This is a genomic window from Pseudomonas sp. JV245A (assembly GCF_032424515.1).
Taxonomy (GTDB): Bacteria; Pseudomonadota; Gammaproteobacteria; order Pseudomonadales; family Pseudomonadaceae; genus Aquipseudomonas; species Aquipseudomonas protegens.
Genome location: NZ_VYKE01000001.1, coordinates 1 through 16,322, shown reverse-complemented (window position 1 = coordinate 16,322; position 16,322 = coordinate 1). Strand labels below are relative to the sequence as shown.

At 63.5% G+C, this 16,322-nt stretch carries 18 protein-coding genes and 2 pseudogenes; 13 read left to right on the top strand and 7 right to left on the bottom strand.

Going from position 1 to position 16,322, the window contains the following annotated elements; genetic code table 11:
• The first annotated feature begins 106 nt into the window (after window positions 1-106).
• Window positions 107-898: a helix-turn-helix transcriptional regulator gene (locus tag F6S12_RS00090; protein ID WP_315868648.1), complete on the top strand. Its 792-nt coding sequence runs from the start codon at window positions 107-109 to the stop codon at window positions 896-898.
• A 106-nt stretch (window positions 899-1,004) separates the two neighbouring features.
• Window positions 1,005-1,322: a helix-turn-helix transcriptional regulator gene (locus F6S12_RS00085; protein ID WP_315868647.1), complete on the top strand. Its 318-nt coding sequence runs from the start codon at window positions 1,005-1,007 to the stop codon at window positions 1,320-1,322.
• A 169-nt stretch (window positions 1,323-1,491) separates the two neighbouring features.
• Here F6S12_RS00085 and F6S12_RS00080 read toward each other — a convergent pair whose 3' ends face one another.
• On the bottom strand, window positions 1,492-2,550 hold the full coding sequence (locus tag F6S12_RS00080) for an MBL fold metallo-hydrolase (protein ID WP_182999990.1): 1,059 nt from the start codon (window positions 2,548-2,550) through the stop codon (window positions 1,492-1,494).
• A gap of 203 nt (window positions 2,551-2,753) precedes the next feature.
• Between F6S12_RS00080 and F6S12_RS00075 the strand changes: the two genes are divergently transcribed.
• The 5 genes and pseudogenes from F6S12_RS00075 to F6S12_RS00060 all read left to right on the top strand — a co-directional run bounded on the left by F6S12_RS00075 (window position 2,754) and on the right by F6S12_RS00060 (window position 6,922).
• Window positions 2,754-3,362: a TetR/AcrR family transcriptional regulator gene (locus tag F6S12_RS00075; RefSeq protein WP_011062787.1), complete on the top strand. Its 609-nt coding sequence runs from the start codon at window positions 2,754-2,756 to the stop codon at window positions 3,360-3,362.
• Window positions 3,363-3,545: 183 nt separating this feature from the next.
• Window positions 3,546-4,616, top strand: a complete 1,071-nt coding sequence (locus F6S12_RS00070; protein WP_315868646.1) for a diguanylate cyclase — start codon at window positions 3,546-3,548, stop codon at window positions 4,614-4,616.
• Window positions 4,617-4,973: 357 nt separating this feature from the next.
• Window positions 4,974-5,747: pseudogene (locus F6S12_RS33680) on the top strand (PAS domain-containing protein); the annotation flags it as partial.
• Window positions 5,745-6,293, top strand: a complete 549-nt coding sequence (locus F6S12_RS33675; RefSeq protein WP_370508327.1) for a methyl-accepting chemotaxis protein — start codon at window positions 5,745-5,747, stop codon at window positions 6,291-6,293. The pseudogene F6S12_RS33680 and the gene F6S12_RS33675, both read left to right, overlap by 3 nt.
• A gap of 89 nt (window positions 6,294-6,382) precedes the next feature.
• On the top strand, window positions 6,383-6,922 hold the full coding sequence (locus F6S12_RS00060) for a DUF1003 domain-containing protein (protein WP_041119556.1): 540 nt from the start codon (window positions 6,383-6,385) through the stop codon (window positions 6,920-6,922).
• A gap of 5 nt (window positions 6,923-6,927) precedes the next feature.
• Here F6S12_RS00060 and F6S12_RS00055 read toward each other — a convergent pair whose 3' ends face one another.
• Entirely contained in the window at window positions 6,928-7,806 is an 879-nt protein-coding gene (locus F6S12_RS00055) for a LysR family transcriptional regulator (protein ID WP_011062791.1), read from the bottom strand.
• Between the two features lie 88 nt (window positions 7,807-7,894).
• Here F6S12_RS00055 and F6S12_RS00050 point away from each other — a divergent pair, with 88 nt between their 5' ends.
• Both F6S12_RS00050 and F6S12_RS00045 read left to right on the top strand, forming a co-directional pair.
• Window positions 7,895-8,614, top strand: a complete 720-nt coding sequence (locus F6S12_RS00050; protein WP_315868645.1) for a CTP synthase — start codon at window positions 7,895-7,897, stop codon at window positions 8,612-8,614.
• The gene (locus F6S12_RS00045; protein ID WP_011062793.1) at window positions 8,611-8,934 is read left to right on the top strand and encodes an antibiotic biosynthesis monooxygenase family protein; all 324 of its coding nucleotides are present in this window, start codon (window positions 8,611-8,613) and stop codon (window positions 8,932-8,934) included. The genes F6S12_RS00050 and F6S12_RS00045 overlap by 4 nt, the downstream gene beginning before the upstream one ends.
• 55 nt (window positions 8,935-8,989) lie before the next feature.
• Here F6S12_RS00045 and F6S12_RS00040 read toward each other — a convergent pair whose 3' ends face one another.
• Entirely contained in the window at window positions 8,990-9,325 is a 336-nt protein-coding gene (locus F6S12_RS00040) for a DUF2025 family protein (RefSeq protein ID WP_011062794.1), read from the bottom strand.
• A 247-nt stretch (window positions 9,326-9,572) separates the two neighbouring features.
• On the opposite strand from F6S12_RS00040, the gene F6S12_RS00035 reads away from it, so the two are divergent.
• The gene (locus tag F6S12_RS00035) at window positions 9,573-10,700 is read left to right on the top strand and encodes a glycerophosphodiester phosphodiesterase (protein WP_019093601.1); all 1,128 of its coding nucleotides are present in this window, start codon (window positions 9,573-9,575) and stop codon (window positions 10,698-10,700) included.
• Entirely contained in the window at window positions 10,701-11,381 is a 681-nt protein-coding gene (locus tag F6S12_RS00030) for a helix-turn-helix domain-containing protein (protein ID WP_065365397.1), read from the top strand.
• On the opposite strand, the gene F6S12_RS00025 is transcribed toward F6S12_RS00030, so the two are convergent.
• Entirely contained in the window at window positions 11,359-12,270 is a 912-nt protein-coding gene (locus F6S12_RS00025) for a sterol desaturase family protein (RefSeq protein WP_315868644.1), read from the bottom strand. The genes F6S12_RS00030 and F6S12_RS00025 overlap by 23 nt on opposite strands.
• Window positions 12,271-12,425: 155 nt before the next feature.
• Here F6S12_RS00025 and F6S12_RS00020 point away from each other — a divergent pair, with 155 nt between their 5' ends.
• A complete protein-coding gene (locus F6S12_RS00020; protein WP_011062798.1) occupies window positions 12,426-12,743 on the top strand; it encodes a PepSY domain-containing protein in 318 nt (105 codons plus the stop codon).
• Window positions 12,744-12,813: 70 nt separating this feature from the next.
• On the opposite strand, the gene F6S12_RS00015 is transcribed toward F6S12_RS00020, so the two are convergent.
• The 3 genes and pseudogenes from F6S12_RS00015 to F6S12_RS33665 all read right to left on the bottom strand — a co-directional run.
• A complete protein-coding gene (locus tag F6S12_RS00015) occupies window positions 12,814-13,257 on the bottom strand; it encodes a hypothetical protein (protein WP_315868643.1) in 444 nt (147 codons plus the stop codon).
• A gap of 110 nt (window positions 13,258-13,367) precedes the next feature.
• Window positions 13,368-14,072, bottom strand: coding sequence for a methyl-accepting chemotaxis protein (locus F6S12_RS33670; protein ID WP_370508325.1), 705 nt, complete (start codon window positions 14,070-14,072; stop codon window positions 13,368-13,370).
• Window positions 14,073-14,300: 228 nt separating this feature from the next.
• Window positions 14,301-14,411 (bottom strand): annotated as a pseudogene (locus F6S12_RS33665) (hypothetical protein); the annotation flags it as partial.
• A gap of 855 nt (window positions 14,412-15,266) precedes the next feature.
• Between F6S12_RS33665 and F6S12_RS00005 the strand changes: the two are divergent.
• Window positions 15,267-16,289 (top strand): transporter, encoded by a 1,023-nt coding sequence (locus tag F6S12_RS00005; RefSeq protein ID WP_011062801.1) that lies wholly within the window; start codon window positions 15,267-15,269, stop codon window positions 16,287-16,289.
• The last annotated feature ends 33 nt before the right edge of the window (window positions 16,290-16,322 follow it).

Below are 16,322 nucleotides of genomic sequence, written 5' to 3'. Positions count from 1 at the left end.
TTCCATTCAGGTAGACGCCCTGGAAGATAGAACCCCAGCGCTTGGCCGGCTTCAGCAAATTGGCCAATAATGTTTGCGTTTACGCCAAATACGGGACTGTGTCGGCATGCGCAATATCTCCATCGACCAACTGGATCAGACCCCGCGCCCCGTGCTCGCCATTGGCACCGACTACCCAGACGGGCAACGCCTGCCGCGCCATCGGCATCGGCGGGCGCAACTGCTCTATGGCGCCACCGGAGTGATGCAGGTCAGTACCGATCAGGGCAACTGGGTGGTGCCACCGCAGCGGGCGGTGTGGATTCCACCGGGGGTGGAACATGAGGTGCTGATGCTTGGGGTCAGCACTCGCAGCCTGTATATCGAGCCGGCCGCGGCGCCACTGGACAGCAGCGGCTGCCGGGTCATCGGCATCTCGCCACTGCTGCGCCAGCTACTGCTGGAAGCAGTGGACATGCCCCTGGAATACGACCTGGACAGGCGCGACGGGCTGCTGATCAACCTGCTGCTGCACGAAATCCAGCGTTGCCCTGGCCTGCCGCTGCACATTCCCTTGCCGGCCGGCGGCCCACTGCTGGAGCTGTGCCGGGCTTTTCTCGCCCGGCCCGATGTCCATCAATCCCCCCTGCACTGGGCAGACCGACTGCATGTCAGCCTGCGTACCTTCAATCGCTGGTTTCGCCAGGAGACCGATATGAGCTTCGTGCAGTGGCGGCAACGGGCCTGCGTGATCCAGGCCCTGGCCCGGCTGGCGGCCGCGGAGCCGGTAACCCGAATCGCCCTGGACCTGGGTTATGACAGCCCTGGCGCGTTCTCCACCATGTTCCGTCGGGTGCTGGGGCAATCCCCCAGCACCTACCTGAATCAAGAGCATCCAGCCCCTGGAAAAGCCTTGTGACCAAAGGCTGGCGCAGTGGCAGAAATTGAGTTTGATCCGGACGCAAAACAACTGTACAAATATCCAGCACAAAGCCAACGCACTGCCTAACCTCCCGGAGAAAACCATGGCCTCTCTCGCGATGAAAATCACCCTGGAACGTATCGCTCTCTATCAATTCACCCCGCAACACTGTGCCCAGGCCCGGGACATGCTGGGCTGGGACATGGATCAGCTGTCCCGCAAGTCCGCGGTCTCGGTGCAAGCCATCCAGCGCTTCGAAGCGGGCTACGAGGTCCGTGACGTAACCCGCCTGGCCCTGGCGTTCTGCCTTGAGGCCCAGGGCCTGGTGTTCTTCCCGGGCTTCACCCCTGGCCGCGGTATGAACATCAAGGGAGCCACTCCCAACCCGATGGAGCGGCCCGACTACGCCCTGATCGAATGATCCAGCCGCCTGGGCAAGTGCTCGCACAAGGCCGGTACTGGCAGAGGGGTCGAGCCCGGACGAACCGGCGGGCAGCCCAGGGTTTTGATCCGAGCCTCATGGCGCCGCAAACGGCGGATGCCATGGTCACCATCCTCATAACCCGCCGCCCGGGCGAAGAAGGCCTGGGTCAGGCGGATTCGACGCCCGCCTGCTCCAGTGCACCTTCCACCTCCAGCCACCAGGCGGCTCCCCGCTGCGGCTGCGCCAGGTTGAAGGCTTCGCCCATTTGCGGCGTGGTGATGTTGGTACTGCGCTCCCAGGCCAGGGCCAGGATGCGGTCGAAGGGTTCGTGCCAGGCGTGCATCGCCAGGTCGAAGGTGCCGTTGTGGATCGGTAGCAGCCAACGACCTTGCAGGTCGATGTGGGCCTGCAGAGTCTGCTCGGGCTGCATGTGCACATGGGGCCATTCGACGTTGTAGGCCCCGGTTTCCATCAGTGTCAGGTCGAATGGGCCGTACTGCTGGCCGATACGCTTGAAACCGTCGAAATAACCGGTATCGCCGCTGAAGAAGATCCGCGTGGGGCCATCGATCATCACCCAGGAGGCCCACAAGGTCCGGTTGCCATCGAACAGACCACGCCCGGAAAAGTGCTGCGATGGGGTGGCAACGAAACGGACGCCAGCGACCTCACAGCCCTGCCACCAGTCCAGTTGCCGGACCTTGGCCGCCGGCACGCCCCACTTGATCAAGGTATCGCCCACCCCCAGCGGGGTGAGGAAATGCCGAGTCTTGTCCGCCAGGACCAGCACGGTCTTGTGATCAAGGTGATCGTAATGATCATGAGACAGGATCACCGCCTCGATATCGGGCAATTGCTCCAGGCTGATCGGCGGCTGGTGAAAGCGCTTCGGCCCGGCCCATTGCACGGGTGACGCGCGCTCGGCAAACACCGGATCGGTGATCCAGAACTTGCCGCGCATCTTCAGCAGCACGGTGGAATGCCCCAGGCGGTAGACGCTGTGATCGGGCGCCGCCAGCAACTGCTCGCGGGTCAGCGGCTGCACCGGAATGGCTCCGGCCGGGCGGGTATTGCGCGGCTTGTGGAACAACATGTTCCAGAAGATCTGCAGGGTCTTGCCAAAGCCGGCACGACGCACCGGCGCAAGGTTGCGAAAAGCCCCCTGCTCCTGGCGCGAGGTTTCCTCGCGGGGAGCACGGGTGATGCTTGACGAGACAGTGGCCATGATTGAAATGACTCCATGGAACGCAGCAAGGTTGCGACGTGGTATTGCGGGACGATCTACTGGCCAAGGCACGCAAGCATCAGCCGCCAATCATCGTTTTAAAGACAAACTACACTACACAGTGTAGTTTCTACATTGCAACAGGAAACAGACGAAGTAGACTGCCGAGTGTTTTTACCGACCACCCTGACCGAACCCAACTTATGACAGCCCCGAAGCGCCTCACCGACCTCAAACGCAGTGCCATCGTCCAGGCGGCGATCAGTGAATTTCGCACCAGCGGTTTCGAGATCACCAGCATGGACAAGATTGCCGCTACGGCTGGGGTGTCCAAGCGCACGGTGTACAACCACTTCCCCAGCAAGGAGGAACTGTTCGCCGAGATCCTGCACCAGCTCTGGGCCAGCATCAGCGCGCAATCGGAAATCATCTACCGCAGCGACCTGCCCCTGCGCGAGCAGTTGGAAAAGGTCGTGCGGGCCAAGCTGCAACTGCTGGCGGACGACAACTTTCTCGATCTGGCCCGGGTGGCCATCGCCGCAGCCATTCACTCGCCGGAACGGGCGCAGAACATGGTGGCGCGGCTTGGCGAACGGGAAGAAGGCCTGACCCTGTGGATTCGCGGCGCTCTGGCCGATGGTCGCCTCAAGCCGGTAGACCCGGAATTCGCCGCGACCCAGATGCACGGCCTGCTCAAGAGCTTCGCCTTCTGGCCGCAGATCACCATGGGCCAGGCGCCACTGGCAACAGGCATGCAAAATCAGGTCGTCGAGTCGGCGCTGGACATGTTCCTGGGCCACTACCAGGCCTGAGTTCCCGGGGCACTTATGCTCACCGAACCGCAGCCGGCGGTCGCCTCCACTGTGAAATGGCTTGGAAGGACACTGATTATTCTCACTGGAATAAATGACAATATTCACCAGACTGATCCGATAAACGGCTAAGCCGAAAAAACACCACAAGGTGTTTCAGTACAGAACCTGGTGCAGGAATTTATGGAAAACCAACGCGGCAAGGGGCTGTCATTTGCCCGGCGCATCTATCGGCCAAGGATCATCGGCCTGGGTATCGGCGGTATCAGTGTATTCGCCACCCTCTACCCCCTTGCACTGCCCGGTTGGATCTGGGCCCTGCTCCTGTTCCACGGCCTGCTCTGGCCTCACCTGGCCTATCAACTCTCCACCCGCTCTGCCTTTCCCTACCAGGCAGAACGTCGCAACCTGCTGTACGACTCGATGCTGGGCGGTTTCTGGGCTGCCACCATGCAGTTCAATCCCCTGCCCGCCGTCACCATCCTGTCGATGATGGCCATGAACAATGTGGCCGCCGGGGGGGTGCGTCTGTTCATCCGTGGCGCTCTGGCCCAGGGCATCGGGGTCCTGTTGTCCTGGTCGCTGTTCGGCGCCAGCTTCAATACCCGGACCAGCCCGCTGCAGATCTATGCCTGCCTGCCGATGCTCACGCTCTATCCGCTGGCCGTGGGCATGGTCTGCTACCGGCTGGCGATCAAGCTGTCCGAGCACAAGCGCGCCCTGAGCGCCCTGAGCCGCACCGACAGCCTCACCGGTCTGCTCAACCACGGCTCCTGGAAAGACCTGCTGCATATCAAGTTCCACAAGTGCCAGCAGCAACAGATCAATGCCAGCATCGCCCTGATCGACATCGACCACTTCAAGGCGATCAACGACACCTACGGACACATCATCGGCGATACGGTGCTGCGCCATCTGAGCAACGAACTGCGGCGCAACCTGCGTCACGACGACCTCGCCGGCCGCTACGGCGGTGACGAGTTCTGCGTGATCCTGCCGCGCATGGACCGCCAGCAGGCACTGGAGGTCATGGAACGCCTGCGCCAGGTCTTCAGCCAGTACCGGCATCCGCAAGTGGCTGAACTGAAAGTCAGCCTGAGCATCGGCCTAGCCGCCTTCGACCGCGATTTCCAGGACCCTTCAAGTTGGCTCAACGCCGCCGACAAGGCCCTGTACCTGGCGAAAAACAGTGGTCGCAATCGAATTGCCAGCAATGACGACGAGGCTCATTCCCGGCAAACACAAATGGCATAAAAACCCAAAAAACTTATACAAAAAAGAAGTAAAAAACATTTTTGTACAACTTTATTTGGATTTATCCCGGCAATTGCCATCATAATGCCGCCACTTCGCTACCGCACAGGACCTCCATTCGGGGACAAATGCCGTAGCCCATCAATCCAACTAAATCGATTCGCAGCCACTACGTCTCCTCTTGATGCGGCCAACGATGCACGCCAGCAACGTCGCCCGCGTCATCGCTGCGAATTTATCTGTCAGTCATGGAACGCTGGCATTGAGCAGATAATGCCGAACGCTGGGGAGCATTCGGCATACCGGCGAACTCAATAGGGATCGACGCGACGTTTCTCCCACAGAGCACCAGCTACCATGCTATTCAACCGCCACAACAAGACCATCGATTCCCTGCAGCAAACCATTGCCGAACAATCCCGACTGCTGGAAGCCATCGATCGCTCCATGGCGGTGATCGAATTCGACCTGCAGGGCAACGTCCTGCGAGCCAACGCCAACTTTCTCCAGATCCTGGGCTATCGCGAAGACCAGGTGACAGGCCAGCCGCACCGCCTGTTCTGCACCCCGGAGTACGTTCGCAGCAGCGACTACCAGCAATTGTGGAACCGCCTCAGAAGCGGCCAGTTCGAATCCGGAACCTTCGAACGGGTGGCCAGCAACGGCCAGAGCCTGTGGCTGGAAGCCAGCTACAACCCCATCCGCGACGCATCCGGCGCAGTGTACAAAGTGGTCAAGTACGCCCTGGATGTCACCGCCCGAGTGCAGGAAGAGGTGGAGGCGCGAAACAAGCTGGACGCCATCGACCGGGCCATGGCGGTGATCGAGTTCAACCTCGACGGCAGCATCATCGGTGCCAACAGCAATTTCCTCAGCCGCATGGGCTACAGCCTGGCCGAGATCAAGGGCAAGCATCACCGCATGTTCTGCAAACCCGAGCTGATCAACAGCAGCGCCTACCAGGACTTCTGGAACCGCCTGAACCGGGGTGAGTTCTTCAACGGTCAGTTCGAGCGGATCGACAGGCACGGACGTACGCTGTGGCTGGAAGCCAACTACAACCCGGTCTACGACGCCAGCGGGCGCCTGTGCAAAGTGGTCAAGTACGCCGCCGACGTCACCCAGCAGGTGGAAAAACACGAACAGGATGCCCAGAGCGCGAGCCAGGCTTATCACATCTCGGTGCAGACCCGAAAAGTCGCCGAACAAGGCACCGGAGTGATCCAGCAAGCCGCCAGCGAAATGCGCCAGATCGCCGAGAACATCGAGGGATCTTCATCGCTGATCGCGCGCCTGGGCGAACGCTCCGAGCAGATCACCGCCATCGTCAACACCATCCGCGCCATTGCCGACCAGACCAACCTGCTGGCTCTGAACGCCGCCATCGAAGCGGCCAGGGCCGGGGACCAGGGCCGTGGTTTTGCCGTGGTGGCCGATGAAGTCCGGCAATTGGCGGCGCGCACCAGCGGCTCGACGGCGGAAATCTCCAGCATGATCGACATGATCCAGAACGAAACGCAGCAAGCCATCAAGAGCATGGACGGTACCCGGGAGCGGGCGGCCAAGGGCGTGCAACTGGCGGATCAGGCGGGCACGGTGATCCTGCAGATTCGCGACGGTGCCAGCGAGGCGGTAGAGGCCGTGAGCATGTTCGCCAACGAACGCGGCGCCCCCTGAGGGCAGGCTTTCCCGGCGTCGAGAGCGACGTCGGGCCTGGCCCGGGAGGCTATAGTGGCCTGACGTCCCAGTGCCTGGCGGAGGCCATCATGAGTTCCAGCGACACCCCGAAGAAACCCACTCCGGTCATCGACCACCTGCGCTTTCATCGCGCCCATGCCCACCTGGCGCCGACCTTCGGCACCGATAACTTCGCCTTGAAGGCCGAAGCCTTCGCCCGGTTCTTCGGCACCCCGACCTTCCTCGGCGCACAAACCCTGGTGGTGCTGGTCTGGGTGGCCCTGAACCTGACCGGCGTCACCCATTTCGACGTCTATCCCTTCATCCTGCTGAACCTGGCCTTCAGCCTGCAATCGGCCTATGCCGCCCCGCTGATTCTCCTCGCACAGACCCGCCAGGCCGCGCGGGACAAGGCCCAGGCGGATGCCGATGCGCAGCACCGCGAAGCCCTGGCCGTTGCCAACAGCGAGCGCCAGGCCCAGGCCGCACAGACCACCACGCAACTGATGGAGCTGCTGGAACAGAACACCCGCCTGACCGAAATGACCAAGCAACTGACCGAGCGCATCGAGAATCTCACCAGTGAGATGCATGAGCATTTCGTGCGCAAGGATCAACCCAAGGCCTGAAGGCCTCAGGGCCAGCGCAGGTGTCGCGCCAACTCGTCGAACAGTGTCACCACCGAACGCAAGGCCCGACAGTCCGGGCGGGTCAGCAGCCACAGGGCGGTTTCCTGGCCCAGGGGTTCACTCAACGCTTCCAGCCCGGCGCTGCCCACCAGGAAATCCGGCAGCGCGGCCACGCCCAGGCCAGCGCGCACCAGCTCGGTAACCGAAAGCATGCTGTTGCAGCGGTAACTGGGCTGTACGCCGGGCCATTGCTGGCGACGCCAGACCACGGTGGGGTGATCGGGCAGGAAATCGTCCGGGGCGATCCAGGCCAGCCGCGACAGATCAGTGCAGTCGACCCGTTGCCGATAGGCCGGGCTGGCGCATACCCGGTAGGACACCGCCCCCAGGCAGCGCCCCACCAGGTGCTCTGGAGGCCTGGCGGTCAGGCGCACGGCAATATCCGCATCACGCCGGTTGAGATTGGCGAAATCATTGGACGTGCACAGCTCGATGACCAGTGCCGGGTAGTTCGCCATGAACTGCGCCAGGGCCGGCAGCAACAGGCCTTGCAACACCGAATCGGTACAAGTCAGGCGTACCGTGCCGCTGACCACTTCGCCGCCCCGGGCCACGCCGATACGCGCCGCTTCCAGGGCCTGTTCCGCGTGTTCGGCCTGCTGCGCCAGGGCCTGGGCCAGGCTGGTGGGCAAGTAGCCGGCGCGGCTCTTGTCGAACAACTGCTGGCCCAGCCCGGCCTCCAGCCGGCGCACGGCGCGAAACACCGTCGAGACATCGACCTTGAGCAGGGCCGCAGCACGCGCCAGGGAGCCGCCGCGAACCAGGGCCAGGATCAATGAGAGATCGGGATAGTCCAACTGATAGTGCGCTGGTGCAATGATCATTTGGGTAAACGCCAATATTGATTGCGTAGGCGCCAATTTATAGTGGGCCCAGGCCATCGACAAGTCAGGGTCACAACCGGAGAGTTCCATGCATCCACAGGTACCAGCACCGACCATTCGTATCGCCCTGGTGGGGGATTACGACCCACAGATCACCGCACACCAGGCCATCCCCCTAGCCATGGAGCGGGCAGCGCAGGAGGGTGCCGGCCCAATGGAATACCAGTGGCTGGCAACCGCCGATCTGCACCAGGAGAAAGACCTGGAGGGCTTCCACGGTATCTGGTGTGTCCCCGGCAGCCCCTACCGCAACATCGAGGGTGCCCTGCTGGCGATCCGCGTGGCGCGTGAACAGCAGCGGCCATTTCTCGGTACCTGTGGCGGCTTTCAGCACGCGGTCCTGGAATACGCCCGCAATGTGCTGGGCTGGGCCGATGCTGAACACGGTGAAACCGCGCCCGAAGCCGAGCGCGTGCTGCTCACGCCCTTGAGTTGCGCCCTGGTGGAAGCCCGGGACTCGATTCAGTTGCGCGCCAACAGCCGCATCGCCAGGGCCTACGGCACAACCTGCATCGAGGAAGGTTATCGCTGCCGCTATGGCGTCAATCCGGACTTCGCTGGCGCCCTGCTCAGCGGCACCTTGATCCCCACTGGCCATGACAGCGCCGGCGACCTGCGCAGCCTGGAACTGGACGAGCATCCGTTCTTCGTCGCCACCCTGTTCCAACCCGAGCGCGCGGCCCTCCAGGACCGCACACCGCCTCTGGTCAGGGCCTTGCTCACGGCCTGCCGGGAGTGCCAAGCATGACTGACCGGACTCCCGCACCGCCCTACTACGCCGTGATTTTCAGTTCCCAGCGCGGTGAGGCCGACCCCGCCTATGAACAGGCAGCCGAACGCATGCTCGAACTGGCGCGCCAGCAGCCGGGGTTTCTCGGGGTCGAATCGGCACGAGGTGAGGACGGCTTCGGCATCACCGTGTCGTACTGGAGCAGCGAAGCGGCGATCCTGGCCTGGAAGCAGCACCCCGAACACAGCGCGATCCGCGAGCGCGGTCGGGCACAGTGGTATCGCCAGTTCAGCACCCGGGTGAGCAAGGTCCAACGGGCTTACGGCTTTCCAGGCTGAGCCCGCTTCAGGCACGGATTCCCGAGCCGCCCGGGGGACGGCTCGGGGGCACGCATCAGCCCTGCGTGGTCGACAGCAGGCTGCGCACCGCCTGGATTTCCGGCAAGTCGCTGCGGCGCATGTATACCCGCAGCGGCTCGCTGATATTGATCCGGTCGTCGATGTTCTGATCCAGCAGCAGTTGGATCTGCTCGCGCTTGAGGCTCATGGCCTGGTCCGACACCGGCGCCCAGACAAACTCGTGGGCCGGCACTATGGCGTCGTCGGCCACGTCCATGCCAAAGGAGTCTTCGCTGAAGCGCACGATATAGCGACCGGTCTTGCGATTGAAGCCGACAAAGCCCTTGAGCTGGTCGGCAGCCTGACAGATGAGTTCGGAGGTGATGCTCATGGTAAACCTCACTAGAGTCCCGCAGGACAGGTGATCAATGGTCTACACGCGAGGCAAGGGACAGCGGAGTTTTCAGGGCCTCCCTCTGATGGGGAAACTGCAGCGCCCAAGAGTACTGCAAAGCGCCGGAAAAAAGCGCTGAAAAATGCAAATGAGAGGGATTTATGTCGCTCTGGAGATAGCACAAGCGTCATCGAGTTGTTAAAAGATATCCCCTTGCACACGCCCCCACGAAAGGATTTCGAGCATGCCCGCGACCTTCACCCCTTGTGCCCTGATGCTGGGCCTGATGCTCGCTTGCGGACTGGCCCAGGCCTCTGAACAGCCTGGCCCGGACGCCCTGGCCGCTCGCCAGGGGATTCCACAACCAGCGGTGATCGCCCACCGCGGCGCCTCTTTCGATGCCCCCGAATCCACCGCGGCTTCCTACACGCTGGCCCGGGACCTGGGCGCCGACTACCTGGAAATGGACCTGCAACGCAGCAAGGATGGCGTGCTCTTCGCCCTGCACGACAACAACCTGCAGCGCACCACCGACGTGGCGCAGAAATTCCCCGAACGCAAGGACAGCCCGGCCAACGCCTTCACCATGGCGGAACTGAAAACCCTCGACGCCGGCAGCTGGTTCAACCAGGCCCACCCGGAGCGGGCGCGGCCGGGCTTTGCCGGGCTGAAGATCCTCACCCTGGATGAAATCATCGACATCGCCCAGGGCAATGCGCAGCACAAGCCCGGGCTGTATATCGAGACCAAGGAACCCCAGCTGTTCCCCGGTATCGAGCACGACCTCAAGGAAAAACTCCAGGACCGTGGCTGGCTGAGCCCGGCCGGTTCCAAGCTGGCGAAAAGCGAACTGGCGGTGGGCCAGGGCAAGGGCAAGGTGGTGCTGCAGACCTTCGACAAGCACAGCCTGGAACTGCTGCACCAGGCAATGCCCAACGTGCCGAAAGTACTGTTGCTGTGGGTCGCGCCCGGCAGTATCGAACCCGCGTCCGGCCAGAGCTTCGCCAGCAGCGGCGAAACCGACAAGGCCGCGTTCTATGCCCGGCAGCAGCCCAAGGACCAGGCCGAGTTCAAACGCTGGGTGGATTTCGCCAAGGCCCAGGGTGCCATCGGCACCGGCCCTTCCGCGGCCCTGACCGGCGGTGGCGAGCAGAGCTACTCGGACCTGGTGCAACCCTGGATGAACCAGTACACCCACGACCAGGGCCTGCTGGTGCACGTCTACACCATCGACGAGCCGGTGGACTTCAAGAAGGTCATGGATGCCGGGGTCGATGGCATCTTCACCAACCGCAGTGCCGAACTGCTCAAGTACTTCAAGCGGCCGGCCAGTGCCAGCGTGGCGCAATTGCTGGACGCCAGCGGTTACTGAATGGCGGTTTCGCACTGGCACGGCGAGCTCTGGCTGGGCCGGGATTTCGGCCTGATCCACGGGGCGATGGGGCCAACCGAGCCCCATGCCCACTATGCCCATCAGCTGATCATCGCCCCCGGGCAACCGGTCACGGTGGCGCTCGCGGGCGGGCTGCAGAGTGCTCATTACCTGTTGATCCCGGCCTTGCAGCGCCACGCCATCGTTCAGGCTCCCGAGCAGGCCTTCACGGTGTACGCCGAGCCGCTGCTGATCGCCGTCGAAGACCTGCAAGCATGCGTCAGTGGCGCCGAACCCTCACTGCCCGGCCTGGAAGCGGCGCTGCGCCGTTGCCCGCGCCAGCCCGTTGCCGACCCACGTGTAGCGCGGGCACTGCACGCCGTGGATGCCGCCCTGGAGGGCAAGGTGGCCGCCGCGCAACTGGCGGCCCGGGCCCATGTATCCCTGAGCCAGCTGGAGCGTCTGTTCGCCCGTGACGTCGGCCTGCCGGTAAGGCGCCTGGTGCTCTGGCGCCGCCTGCGCCTGGCCATGGCCCTGGTGCTGGAGGGCCAGACCCACACTGGCGCGGCACACGGCGCCGGGTTCGCCGACAGCGCGCACTTCTCCCGCACCCTGAAAAGCCTGTTCGGCGTCACCGCCAGCCAGGCCCTCAAGCACCTCAAGCCTCGCTTGCTGGTCTGACGCGCCGGCGCAACTGCTCGGGCACCACGGGTTCTGCCCCATAGCGCTGTGCCTTGAACGGCTCCAGCAACTGCGGCCAGTAATCCACCGGGTAGTCGGCACGGCTGCCAATCCCCAGGTCGCCCTGGCGCATGCAATAGTCATCGCGATAAAACGCGGTGCCCAGCAGCCAGTCCCAGAGATTGAAGAACAGCCCGAAGTTCACATCCCCGGCGCGTCCGTACTTCATGTGGTGAAAGCGATGCACCGGCGCCCAGGCGAAGATCCAGCGCAAAGGCCCCAGGCGCATGTCGACATTGGAATGCTGCAACAGCAGCTGGACGGCAATGGCCAGGGCCAGCAACTGCGCCACCGTCAGCGGGATGCCCAGCAACACCAGCGGCAGCAGCCCGGCCGAAGCTTCGATCAACTGGTGCAGGGGATGCTTGAGCAAGCCATTGAAACCGTACATGCGCTGCACACTGTGATGCACCGCATGCAAACGCCAGAGCCAGGCCAGGCGGTGGCTGGCGTAGTGGGCCAGGGTAATGCCGCAATCAGCGATCACGATGGCCAGCAGCAACTGCCCCCAGAGCGGCCAGCCCCGGGGCCAGAGCCCATCATGGGCCAGCAGCGCCACCAGCCCGGGCAACGCCAGCAGCCCCAGCGCATTGAGGCTTTCATTGACCAGGGCATGCAGGCTGTCGCGCAGCCGGTCGCCTTGGGAACGGTTCCAGCCAGGCTCATAGGGCAAGCACCATTCCGCCAGGAACGACACCCCCAGCGCAGCCCCGAACACCCCCAACAACCCGCTGGCAGACGCCGGCCCAGCACTCATCCACCACACCCCGGCGCCGATGAACCCGGCAAACACCAAGGGTGCGTACAACCATGCAAGCATTCGTTTCATTTGCTGCAGCTCCTGTAGGGAAAACCGCAGCTTGCGACCCGATGCCGGGGCGCGGCTTGAACAAACGACGCAAAGAGTGACCTGAATTAAGGGTGAATTAAGTTGCGTTGGCTAACCTGTGCCCATCGAAACCCATCACCCCAAGGAATCAACCCATGACCAAGTTCTCCGCCCTGTTCGCAGCCGCCGCCCTGACCCTGACCGCTGGCCTGGCCCAGGCCGATGTGCGCCCGGACCTGATCCCCGGTCTGCTCAAGTCCGGCGCCATCATGGACCTGGAAAAACTCAACCAGGCCGCCCTCGCCCAGCACCCGGGCACCACCGCCGCCAGCATCACCGACACCGAGCTCGAGCAGACCGCCACTGGCGCCTACGTCTACCAGGTGGAACTGCGCGACAGCAAAGGCATCGAGTGGGACGTGGACCTGGATGCCAAGACCGGCAAGGTCCTGAGCAACAAGCAAGACAAGTAACCCCCCCGCCCCTACAAGGCCGCGCCCCGCTTCGGGAGCGCGGCCTTGTGCGTTGGGGCGTGCGGATCAGTCAGGCACTGGTGCTGACCAGGGAGCCTGAAGTACTGCTCTGGGATTGCTGCAGGGCCTGGAACAAGGCCGCGGTGGCGGTCTGCAACGAAGCGCTGGTGCTGGCCACCTGAGCCTGGGCTGCCGCTACTTGCGCGGCCTTGGCATCGGCACTTTCCTGCTGGCTCTGCGCGGCCTGCAACTGCTGCTGTTGCTCCTGCAATTGCTTTTGCAGTTCAGCGATCTGCTTGCGCAACTGCTTGACCGAATCGCTGCTGGAATCATCGCTGCTGGAACTGCCGCCGGCCACGCCAGCACCCGTGGCCGGCGCCTTGGTCGCGTCGCTGGCAGCAGTGGTACTGGCGGTGGAGGTCGCTGAAGTGTCGCTGTCCGAACTGCCGGCGATGCGGGTCTTGCTCGGGCTGACCTGGGTCTGGTTGATCGCGATGGAAGTGATGCTGACCATGGTGTGAGTCCTGTCGGGTGTGAAGATACCCGGTCATCGACACCCGCCCCGGCCACTTGAGAGTGATCGTGTATCGGCCTGGTAAGCAGGCCGATACACCCCGGCCGGCCTCAGGCGCTCAAGCGCGCCGTGACCTCGCTCAACTGCCCCGACAGGCCGTGCAGATTGCGGCTCGCCGCCTCGGTGCGCTGCACGTTGTCCAGATTGGTACTGGCGATGGACGTGATCTCGGTGAGGTTGCGGGAAATGTCCTCGGCCACCGACGTCTGCTCCTCGGCGGCGGTCGCGATCTGCCGGTTCATGTCGCGAATCGCTTCCACCGCTTCGGTGATGCGCTCGAGCATGGCCCCGGCTTCGGTCACCTGCTGCACGCTCTGCTCGCTGCGGGACTGGCCACTCTCGATGGCCTGGGCCGCATCCACGGCCCCGGTCTGCACGCTCTGGATGATCTGGTTGATCTCGGTGATCGAGGCCGCGGTGCGCTGCGCCAGGCTGCGCACTTCATCGGCGACCACGGCAAAACCGCGCCCGGCCTCACCGGCCCGGGCCGCTTCGATGGCCGCGTTGAGAGCCAGCAGGTTGGTCTGTTCGGCAATGCCCTGGATCACTTCCAGGACCTTGCCGATGCGCCCGCTGTCGGCCTCCAGCCGGCGGATCACGGTGGCGGTGTTGGCAATCTCGCCACGCATCTGGGTGATGCTGTGGATGGTCTGCTGCATCACCTGTTCGCCCTGCTGCGCCGACTGGTCGGCATCGTCTGCGGCACGGGCCGCGTCGGCGGCGTGGCGCGCCACTTCCTGGGCGGTGGCGGACATCTCGTTCATCGCCGTGGCCACCTGGTCCGTGCGGTTGAACTGCTCGTTGGTGCCCTGGGACATCAGGGTGGCGATGGAGTTGAGCTCGCCGCTGGAACTGTCCAGGTCCGAGGCACTGCGCTGCAAGCTGGCGAAGGTCTGGGCCAGGAAATCCCGCAGGGTGTTGGCGGCCATCGCCAGCTTGCCCAGTTCATCCTGACGCTCGCTGGCCACCCGCTGGGCCAGTTGGCCGCGGCTGAGCTGGGCGACATAGTCGATCAACTGACGGATCGGCTGCACCAGGCTGCGATTGACCAGCCACAGGCTGAGCAGGCCGATCAGCAAACCGGACGCCAGCATCACCAGAATACCCAGCCACACCGTGCGGTCGGCCGCCGCACTGATCTCGGCGGACTGCCGGTCGCCGTGCTGGCGCAGCTCGGTCACCAGCTCGCTCATCTGCTCGCTGGTGGCCCGGTCCACGCCCTTGACCGCGGCATCGCCGGCACTCGGATCGGCACCGCCGGCCACATAGGCATCGCGGCCCTTCTGGTAGGCCGAACCCAACTGCCGGTGCTCATCCGCCAGGCGCTGCACCCGGCTCTTGAGGGAGGCGTCCAGCCCGGGGGTCTGCACCAGCTGGCCGAGGATGCTCTGCACATCGCGCTGGCGGTCTTCGAACTGCTGCCAGTACTTGTTCAACTCCTGGGGCTGCTTGCCCCGCAACAATACGTTCTTCCACTCCTGTACCTGGCTCTTGAACTGCAGGTTGGCCTCGTCGATCAACTGCGAACTGCGCAGCGGACCTTCAATCAGCTCGCGGTAGCTCTGCACGCCACCGGACAGCAAATGAAAACTCGCCAGGGCGATCAACAACATCGCCAGCAGGCTACCGCTCAGCAGGGCAAGGATTTGCGCTCTCAGGGATTTTTGCAAAAACATCGAGGAGATCTCATGGCAGGGATAGAGCAGGCCCGATGAAGGCATGCGTAGTGCCGAACATCCCTGTAAGGCGCATTCGAGAGGGGTCGAATGAGTGCAGCGTAGGAGTGTGATCGGCCTGCGCAAGACAATCTTGAGTGCCGCCGACCATCGGTATGACGGGCTCCATCATGCACTTCAAAACGTCACAAAAATGTCAAAAAGCCTTGCCATGATGGGGCTCAAGTGAACCTGAGAAACCCGCGCCAGGCACTGTCCCTCCTGCGAGACTCCATGAACCACAGCATCGACCAGAGTCACCGTGATTCCGATCTGTTCGGCCTGCTCTACGGTTTCAGCTTCCGCCCCGGCGAACGGGGCCGCGAACTGGACTCGGCCAAAGCCCTGCAAGCCCTGCAACACCCCGAGGACAGCGAGGAGTTCCTCTGGCTGCACCTGAACCTGGCTCACGCCGCGTGCGAGCGCTGGATGAAGTCCCACCTGCAATTGCCCGACGAATTCTTCGAGGCCCTGCACGAAGGCTCGCGCTCGACCCGCATCGAACAGGTGGATTCGGCCCTGCTGGCGGTGGTCAACGACGTGGTGTTCAACTTCGGCAGCATGGTTTCCTCGGACATCTCCACCCTCTGGGTCTGCGCCCGCAGCCGCCTGATCGTCAGCGCCCGCCTGCAGCCGCTGCACTCGGTGGACAAGCTGCGCTCCTCGGTCAAGGCCGGAGAACGCTTTCGCTCGCCCCTGGAACTGCTGGTGCACCTGCTAAGGGACCAGGGCGAAGTGCTGACCCAGATCGTGCGCCGGACCAGCCTCAGCGTGGATCAGATCGAGGACCAGTTGCTGGCAGCCCGGGTCTCCACCAACCGTGCCGAACTGGGGGCCATGCGCCGGGTGCTGGTGCGCCTGCAACGGCTGCTGGCCCTGGAGCCGGGCTCGCTGCTGCGCCTGCTCAACCGCCCGCCGCAATGGTTGCAAAAGGAAGACGTCAAGGAGCTGCGCAAGTCCACCGAAGAGTTCGCCCTGATCATCAACGACCTCACCGCCCTGGGGGAGCGGATCAAGCTGCTGCAGGAAGAGATCGCCGCCAACCTCAACGAACAGACCAACCGCACCCTGTTCACCCTGACGGTGGTCACGGTGCTGGCGTTGCCGATCAACATCATCGCCGGTTTCTTTGGCATGAACGTCGGTGGCATTCCGTTCTCCGGCGACCCGGAGGGCTTCTGGATCCTGGTAGCGCTGGTGGCCACCTTCACCGTGATCGCCGGGCGCTGGGCATTCCGCAAGCGCCAGGACTACTGACCCCACCTTGTAGGAGCCGGCTTGCCGGCGAAG

Excerpts from the sequence above, each read along its gene's own strand:
- F6S12_RS00005 (WP_011062801.1), top strand. The coding sequence starts at position 15,267 with ATGAACCACAGCATCGACCAGAGTCACCGTGATTCCGATCTGTTCGGC.
- F6S12_RS00060 (WP_041119556.1), top strand. The coding sequence starts at position 6,383 with ATGAGTTCCAGCGACACCCCGAAGAAACCCACTCCGGTCATCGACCAC.
- F6S12_RS00090 (WP_315868648.1), top strand. The coding sequence starts at position 107 with ATGCGCAATATCTCCATCGACCAACTGGATCAGACCCCGCGCCCCGTG.
- F6S12_RS00030 (WP_065365397.1), top strand. The coding sequence starts at position 10,701 with ATGGCGGTTTCGCACTGGCACGGCGAGCTCTGGCTGGGCCGGGATTTC.
- F6S12_RS00020 (WP_011062798.1), top strand. The coding sequence starts at position 12,426 with ATGACCAAGTTCTCCGCCCTGTTCGCAGCCGCCGCCCTGACCCTGACC.
- F6S12_RS00025 (WP_315868644.1), bottom strand. The coding sequence starts at position 12,270 with ATGAAACGAATGCTTGCATGGTTGTACGCACCCTTGGTGTTTGCCGGG.
- F6S12_RS33670 (WP_370508325.1), bottom strand. The coding sequence starts at position 14,072 with ATGTCCGCCACCGCCCAGGAAGTGGCGCGCCACGCCGCCGACGCGGCC.
- F6S12_RS00080 (WP_182999990.1), bottom strand. The coding sequence starts at position 2,550 with ATGGCCACTGTCTCGTCAAGCATCACCCGTGCTCCCCGCGAGGAAACC.
- F6S12_RS00040 (WP_011062794.1), bottom strand. The coding sequence starts at position 9,325 with ATGAGCATCACCTCCGAACTCATCTGTCAGGCTGCCGACCAGCTCAAG.
- F6S12_RS00075 (WP_011062787.1), top strand. The coding sequence starts at position 2,754 with ATGACAGCCCCGAAGCGCCTCACCGACCTCAAACGCAGTGCCATCGTC.
- F6S12_RS00050 (WP_315868645.1), top strand. The coding sequence starts at position 7,895 with ATGCATCCACAGGTACCAGCACCGACCATTCGTATCGCCCTGGTGGGG.
- F6S12_RS00055 (WP_011062791.1), bottom strand. The coding sequence starts at position 7,806 with ATGATCATTGCACCAGCGCACTATCAGTTGGACTATCCCGATCTCTCA.
- F6S12_RS00085 (WP_315868647.1), top strand. The coding sequence starts at position 1,005 with ATGGCCTCTCTCGCGATGAAAATCACCCTGGAACGTATCGCTCTCTAT.
- F6S12_RS00070 (WP_315868646.1), top strand. The coding sequence starts at position 3,546 with ATGGAAAACCAACGCGGCAAGGGGCTGTCATTTGCCCGGCGCATCTAT.
- F6S12_RS00035 (WP_019093601.1), top strand. The coding sequence starts at position 9,573 with ATGCCCGCGACCTTCACCCCTTGTGCCCTGATGCTGGGCCTGATGCTC.
- F6S12_RS00045 (WP_011062793.1), top strand. The coding sequence starts at position 8,611 with ATGACTGACCGGACTCCCGCACCGCCCTACTACGCCGTGATTTTCAGT.
- F6S12_RS00015 (WP_315868643.1), bottom strand. The coding sequence starts at position 13,257 with ATGGTCAGCATCACTTCCATCGCGATCAACCAGACCCAGGTCAGCCCG.